The organism is Methanogenium sp. MK-MG (assembly GCF_009914725.1).
Lineage (GTDB): Archaea > Halobacteriota > Methanomicrobia > Methanomicrobiales > Methanomicrobiaceae > Methanogenium.
This window is the reverse complement of the sequence record NZ_JAAAWJ010000089.1, coordinates 1-6816: the sequence shown is the minus strand read 5'-3', so window position 1 is coordinate 6816 and position 6816 is coordinate 1. Positions and strand designations below refer to the sequence as shown.

General features: G+C 57.1%; 7 protein-coding genes. 5 read left to right on the top strand and 2 right to left on the bottom strand.

What is annotated here, in order from left to right; translation table 11 throughout:
- The 4 genes from MKMG_RS10055 to MKMG_RS10040 all read left to right on the top strand — a co-directional run.
- The coding region (locus tag MKMG_RS10055; protein WP_305847782.1) for a S16 family serine protease at positions 1 to 465 on the top strand (465 nt) is incomplete at its 5' end.
- A 90-nt stretch (positions 466 to 555) separates the two neighbouring features.
- On the top strand, positions 556 to 1890 hold the full coding sequence (locus MKMG_RS10050) for a TldD/PmbA family protein (RefSeq protein WP_165077709.1): 1335 nt from the start codon (positions 556 to 558) through the stop codon (positions 1888 to 1890).
- Complete coding sequence (locus MKMG_RS10045) at positions 1883 to 3184, top strand: TldD/PmbA family protein (RefSeq protein ID WP_165077707.1); 1302 nt, start codon at positions 1883 to 1885, stop codon at positions 3182 to 3184. The genes MKMG_RS10050 and MKMG_RS10045 overlap by 8 nt, the downstream gene beginning before the upstream one ends.
- A gap of 2 nt (positions 3185 to 3186) precedes the next feature.
- Entirely contained in the window at positions 3187 to 3441 is a 255-nt protein-coding gene (locus MKMG_RS10040) for a pro-sigmaK processing inhibitor BofA family protein (RefSeq protein ID WP_165077706.1), read from the top strand.
- 45 nt (positions 3442 to 3486) lie between these two features.
- On the opposite strand, the gene MKMG_RS10035 is transcribed toward MKMG_RS10040, so the two are convergent.
- Both MKMG_RS10035 and MKMG_RS10030 read right to left on the bottom strand, forming a co-directional pair.
- The gene (locus tag MKMG_RS10035) at positions 3487 to 4179 is read right to left on the bottom strand and encodes a KaiC domain-containing protein (protein WP_174235652.1); all 693 of its coding nucleotides are present in this window, start codon (positions 4177 to 4179) and stop codon (positions 3487 to 3489) included.
- Between the two features lie 3 nt (positions 4180 to 4182).
- The gene (locus MKMG_RS10030) at positions 4183 to 5019 is read right to left on the bottom strand and encodes an RAD55 family ATPase (RefSeq protein ID WP_165077705.1); all 837 of its coding nucleotides are present in this window, start codon (positions 5017 to 5019) and stop codon (positions 4183 to 4185) included.
- Positions 5020 to 5169: 150 nt separating this feature from the next.
- Between MKMG_RS10030 and MKMG_RS10025 the strand changes: the two genes are divergently transcribed.
- A partial coding sequence (locus MKMG_RS10025) for a type II/IV secretion system ATPase subunit (protein ID WP_165077704.1) occupies positions 5170 to 6816 on the top strand: 1647 nt, incomplete at its 3' end.

The window sequence follows — 6816 nt, the reverse complement described above, 5'->3', positions numbered from 1 at the left end:
CTCAAGAAATTCACGGGCAAAGACATCCGGAACATGGATATCCACATCCAGTTCCTTGGCACCTACAATGGTGTGGAGGGTGACTCCGCATCGGTGACGGTGGCAACCGCCGTCATCAGTGCCATAGAGAACATACCGGTTCGGCAGGACGTCGCCATGACCGGGTCGCTCTCTGTCCGCGGACAGGTGCTGCCTATTGGCGGGGTGACCTACAAGATTGAGGCGGCGGCAAAGGCCGGTATCCGCACGGTCATCATACCGCAGTCAAACCTTGCAGACGTGGTCATTGAAGAGCGGTATGCGAAGATGGTTGAGATTATACCGGTCACAACCATCGAAGAGGTTCTCGAACATGCCCTCGTATTCGAGCGCAAAGAGGACTTCATGACAAAAATAAAAGAGATATCGGCCCACCGGATGAAATTCATCTCAGAGACGCAGGACGCAAAACCTGCCAGTGCATAACCGCTGCAGGTACCCCCTCCGTTTTTTGGGACCCTTTCCAAATCTTTTTTTTGAATGCAGGAGAGTACATGCTCCAGCAGGTTTTAGTCCATGGCAACAGAAGAATCACGATACTACGATGTCCGCCACCTGGTCGGGACATCCACCCATATAGATATCGAAAACGGGACCATTGAGGCGGCCGGTCAGTCTTTTGGCGATACGGCCATCGTCCGTGCACTCGGAGCCACCGGGTGGGGTATGGTCATCATCGACAACTTCTCGGATGCGGGGGAGAGCGGTCTCTCACGGGCCGTGGCAGATGCCCTCGCCCTCTCGCACGCGACCGGGGAACGGGTTGAACTCGCCGATGTGAAGACCGGCGTCCTGCCTGTTCCCGCAATAAAAGAGGATCCGCGTGATATATCTCTTGAAGAGAAGACCGAACTGCTGGCCTCGATTGAGTCTGCCGCCCGCCTTCCGGGTATCGTAAACACCCGTGCCCGCTATATCGAGTCCGAGGGGACGGTGCGGTTCATGGACTCCTCCGGCAACGAATACCAATATGAGTCGCTCCGGTCGGGCTACTCCATTCTTGCTGTTGCAGGCAAAAACGGCGAGATGCAGCAGGCACGGGAGAGTGAACATGCCATCACCGGGCTGAACCTGCGCCACAAAGAGGAGAAGGGTAGGGAAGCGGCCGAACGTGCCCTCCTGCTCCTTGATGCGGCACCCGCACGGGGCGGCACGATGAATGCCCTCCTTGATCCCGAACTGGCCGGTGTCTTTGCCCATGAGGCCATCGGGCATGCAAGCGAGGGGGATCTCGTCAAGGAAGGGGTCTCGGTGATCAAGGATATGATCGGCCGGCAGATTGCAAACTCCGTGGTGACCGTCGTCGATGATCCCACCCTGCCTGAATTCGGGTTTATGCCGGTGGATGCCGAAGGAGTGGCTGTAAAACGGACCGAGATTATCAGGGACGGTGTGCTGAAAAACTTCCTGCACAGCCGGGAGACCCTTGCTGCCGTGGGTGACGGCGAGGCCGGGCATGCCCGTGCAGAGGGGAGTTCCTCACCCATCGTCCGGATGTCAAACACCTTCATTGAAAACGGCGACGCCACCATGGACGAACTCCTGGAAGGCTGTAAGACAGGCATTCTTTTGAAGGGCTCCCGCGGCGGCCAGGTGGATCCGGGCCGGGGGGTCTTCCAGTTCAATGCCGAATACGGCTACCTGATTGAAGACGGCGAACAGCGGGGCATGGTGCGGGATGTGTCGCTGTCGGGAGATATTCTCTCGACAATGCACAATATCGCACTCTGCGGAACCGACCTGAAGCTGACGCCGGGATACTGCGGCAAGGGGGGGCAGAGTGTGCCTGTCACCGACGGGTCGCCCCATCTGCTGCTCAGAAATGCGGTGGTAGGTGGTCGCCATGCATAATGCAGCCGACTATGCGGATCTCGTGGAGACCATCCTTGCAAAGGCCGGGCATGAGGCAGACGAGGCTGAGGTCTATCTCAGTGTCTCGGATTCTGTCTCCCTTGAACTGCGCCGCAGGCAGGTGGGTGAAGCAGAGAAGGCGGTCAGCTGGGCACTGGCCATCCGGACCATCACCGACGGGCATATCGGCGCCTCGATGACCATGTCCCCCGCCCGCTGGGAGGACTGTCTTGCAGCAGCCCTCGCTTCCGGGCGTATCGCCGACCCGCAGGTCTGGGACGGCCTGCCGGAACCCGTGACCTTCTCCCGTGACATCGATGTCTGCGACCCGTCCCTCACTGTTGACGCCGGGACGGCAACCGATCTGATCACCTCGCTCTGCAAGGCAGCAGAGTGTGGCAAGGCAGAGATTGCAGGCGGCGGTGTCTCCCTCGGTAAGGGCTCTTCTCTGATTGCAAACACGAACGGTGTCTTCTACACGCGTGAGGCAACGTCGGCCTCCGCCTCGCTTGAGGTGATCAACGGGACCTCGACCGGCTATGAGTTTGACCATGTCAGCCACCTCCGGGATATCGACACACAGCGGGTGGCAGAAGAGGCGGTCTTTCAGGCAGACTACTGGGTCGGTGCCGGGGACATTGACTCCTGCACGGCTGACGTCGTCCTCGCACCGACCGCCCTCTCACAGCTTATAGGCGGCATTCTTCTGCCCGCACTCTCGGGCAGAACAGTCCATGCCGGCCGGTCATTCTTAGCTGACAAAAAGGGTGTCGCCTGCATGGACCCCTCCGTTGTCATGTATGACGATCCCTACGTGGGCATCGGGGCGACGCGCTGGGACGCAGACGGGGTGGCCACCCGCAGGCTTGACTACATCAGGGAGGGCACCGTGCAGTCCTTTGCCTACGACCTCCGGACCGCATACCGCTACGGGGAGGCCTCGACCGGCAGTGCGGTACGCGGTGGCGCCGGCGGTGCCCCGGTCATCGGTGTGCACTGCCTGAAGCTCGATGCCCGCCGCGATGCGGTCCGCGAGGAGAAGGCGGTGCTTGCCCACGGCCTCATCGGTGCCCATACCGCCAATACGATCACAGGCGACTTCTCGGTTGAACTCTCCAATGCCGCCTGGGTGGAGGACGGGGAATACGGCGCACCCATACGCTCGGGCATGCTCTCCGGCAACCTCTTTGCGATGCTCGCGGATATCGCCGGTGCCGGTGAAGAACAACGGGAGATCGGCCGGATGACCCTGCCTGAAGTAAGGTTCAATAGCCTTCCGATCATTGGTAAATAGTAATGATTCAAACCATCCTCACACTGGTTATTGCCGTTGCGATAGCAGTGGCACTCTGGTACTTCCTGAAGAATGTCGGCAAACTGATCATCAACTCAGTGGTGGGTATCGTCCTTTTGCTGGTCTTCAATTTCTTTAATATCCTCGGGATGGGGGACATCCCCATCTCCCTTGCGTCCATCCTCATCTGTGCACTCGGTGGTATTCCGGGATTTATCATACTGCTTTTGCTCAATGCTCTGGGCATTACCGTATAGGTGCTGAAAAGAGGGGATATGCTCCCCGTATTTTTTTAAAAGAGATTAGAAGACACTGGCTTCGTTGTAGACGTTCACCCGGTCCTGGAGAATTTCGTAGGGCTTGATTTCGCGGGAGTGGTTGCTCCGCCGCATCTTGACCACCTCGATTGACATATGCACCTCGGTGAAGTCTTCCGGCCGGATGTAGCGGAGAACGACCACGGTGTCCGAGAGGTATTCAATGAGCCCGTATTTGCTCGCATAGGCATCTGTGGTGCTGGTCTCGCTTGTCAGCAGGAAGTTGGCATCCAGGTCACGGAGGAGTTCGATAAAATGAAACATCTCCCTGCGCCGCTCGGACGGGTCGTCATACAGGCCTTCAAAGAGTGAGACAGGATCAATGACCACCCGGGTGGCACCGATTGTGGTGATCATGTCAGGCAGGTCCTTTTTGATGGAGTTGATGGAGAGATTGAAGTCGCCGGGATCGAGTTTTATCACAAAGAGCGATTCATTGCGATACTTGTCAATCCTGAACCGCCGGTCTGCCATTACGTCATATATGCGGTCTTCGCGCTCCTCCAGACTGAAGTAAATGACCTTCTCACCCCGGCGCAGTCCTTCATAGATGAACTGGAGGGCAAAGGTCGTCTTGCCGGTCCCGTATGTGCCGATCATGGCACAGATGCTCCGGCGGACAAGCCCCCCGCCGAACATCTGATCCAGACCATTGATGCCGAACGGTATGCGTTCCATCTGTTATATCACCATCCTGATATTGCTTACCTCAAATCCGCCTTCGGCGGTGATTCTGACGGCAAACTTCACGAAGTCCTGCTCCTCAAGCGCAGGCATCACGATGCGGAACTTCTCGATGAACATCACCCGCTGCCGTCGTCTGCCGCCGGTCTCCTCCCATTCAAAGTCAATCACCGCGTCACAGCAGTCTTTGATCTCTGCCATTCTCCGTGGTTCAAAGATGGAATCCGATATGAGCAGGTAATATGTGGTCTTCCAGTGCTTTGAGACCCGCTGGAGCCCCCGCAGAAAACTGATGAACTGGCGCCATTCACTCTCGGTAGCGGCCTGGGTGGCGATTTCGGTGAGGGAATCAAAGATGATAAGGCTGCCTGCGGCAATCGTTCCCAACTGTTTTGTGAGTTCACCGATAAGGCTTTCCGACTCATGGTGTCTGGTCCGGAGGGTCTCTACGATATCGGTCTTGCTGTACCATTCCCGCGGCACGACCGAGGCGTCAAAGTAGATCTTTGAAAGGTCGATGAAGCGTACTGTCCCGTCGAAGCTGTCACTGTCGGCCCGGAAGGATAGTTCAATCTCACGGCGGACTGAGGACTCAAGCTTGGTGAAGGTGAAGTAGATAATCTCCTCCGGGTAGCAGATATTGTCAGCACTGTTCTGTTTCCCTCCTCTCTTTGTCCGGGCGTGGGAGAGGACTGAACTGTAAGCAAACTCCATATTTCCCCCGCCGGGCCCGCCGGAGAGAAGGATCACCGACCCGAGGGGGACACCCCCGCTGAGGACCGGGTCGAAAGAAGGAATTCCTGTTGGCATGTGCTTCATGCGAGAATCCTGCATAGATCTGCTCTATCTCCAGACGGTTTAAAATTATTCTTTAATTGCCCGTTATGTTCGCTTTGGGACATTTTTATAATCAGGCGGGTCAATTGTTTTGATACAAACACCCGTTTCGGTTTTTGCCGTGATTGTCCGGGGATTGAGGGGATAATGGCTGAAGAGAATATTCTACCGGCAGAGGCTGCAGAAGGGGCAAATATACCTGAGACACCGGAGTCTCAGGGCGGCGCAGATACTCCTGAGGATGCCAAAAGGAGGAGTGCGGATGCGGCAGCATCTGCCGATGTGATCACCGACCCGAAGCGAAGAAAGAAGCGGACCGGGCTTTTAGCGGGTCTGCTGCACCGCAGGGATAAGACCGCCGACCCATATGACGTGGAGACCCACGGGCCGCTCGTGGATGCGGATGTCCCGGAGGGCTACCACCTTGTGGAGCGCTACTGGATTGTGCCCGGCTGTTCTGAGGTGATGATCATCAAAAACGGGGTGACCCGGCAGCATGAATACCATCTCAATGAACCGGAACTGAGTGAATTTGAGTATGAGATCGTCGAACGCCTGCACGCCGACCTGCGTGACGTACTCATCCTCACCGATGACGAGGTGAGGCAGAACCGTGAAGTGGTGCTCCGTTCAAAGAGCATCGGTCTTCTGGACGACTACGGAGTCACCCTCACCCAACTGTCCTATTACCGGGTCATGTACTACATCAACCGTAACTTCCTCGGCTGGGCCCGCCTCGACCCGCTGATGAAGGACCCGAAACTTGAGGACATCTCCTGTGACGGCATCGGTATACCGGTCTTTCTCTACCATCGCGACTACCGGAATGTGCAGGCCAATGTCAGGTTTGACGAGGACTCCCTGAACTCGCTTGCCATCCGTCTCTCCCAGCGGTCAGGGAAGCATGTCTCCATATCAAACCCGGTCCTCGATGCCACCCTCCCGGACGGCTCTCGCCTGCAGCTCACCTATGGCAGCGAGGTGACGACCCGCGGGACATCGTTTACCATACGCAAATTCCGTGAAGACCCCTTCTCACCGGTCGAACTGATGATGCGTGGCACCTTCTCCGCAGAGGCGCTCGCCTACTTCTGGATGGGTATCGAGAATAACAAAAACCTGCTCTTTGTGGGCGGGACCGCATCCGGGAAGACGACCTCCCTGAACGCGGTCTCCCTCTTTCTTCCCCCGCTCTCAAAGGTTGTATCCATTGAGGATACCCGCGAGATCACCTTATATCACGATAACTGGATTGCATCGGTCACCCGCGATGCGATTACCGACACCTCCGCGTCTAAAATTGATATGTTTGACCTCCTGAAGGCGGCGATGCGCCAGCGGCCGGAGTATATCATCGTGGGTGAGGTCCGTGGCAATGAGGCGCAGACCCTCTTCCAGGCGATGAACACGGGCCACACCACCTTCTCGACGATGCATGCGAATGATGTGGACTCTGCCATCCACCGGCTTGAAAACCAGCCGCTCAATGTGCCGCGGAATATGGTGCAGGCGCTTGATATCGTGAGCATCCAGGCCCTCACCTACATCGGGCGCGAACGGGTCCGCCGGGCAACCGAGATCGTGGAAATAGCCGGTATTGACCCCGGCACCGGCAACCTGCGGGTGAACACGGTCTTTGAATATGATCCGGTGACGGATCAATTCAGCTACAGCGGACGGTCGCTCGTCTATGCGGCCATCATGGAGCAGCGGGGCTGGACGTATGATACCCTCACTTCCGAGGTGAACCGCCGCGTTGCGGTGCTGAATGCGATGAAAGATCAGAATATTATG

Excerpts from the sequence above, each read along its gene's own strand:
- MKMG_RS10050 (WP_165077709.1), top strand. The coding sequence starts at position 556 with ATGGCAACAGAAGAATCACGATACTACGATGTCCGCCACCTGGTCGGG.
- MKMG_RS10045 (WP_165077707.1), top strand. The coding sequence starts at position 1,883 with ATGCATAATGCAGCCGACTATGCGGATCTCGTGGAGACCATCCTTGCA.
- MKMG_RS10040 (WP_165077706.1), top strand. The coding sequence starts at position 3,187 with ATGATTCAAACCATCCTCACACTGGTTATTGCCGTTGCGATAGCAGTG.
- MKMG_RS10035 (WP_174235652.1), bottom strand. The coding sequence starts at position 4,179 with ATGGAACGCATACCGTTCGGCATCAATGGTCTGGATCAGATGTTCGGC.
- MKMG_RS10030 (WP_165077705.1), bottom strand. The coding sequence starts at position 5,019 with ATGCAGGATTCTCGCATGAAGCACATGCCAACAGGAATTCCTTCTTTC.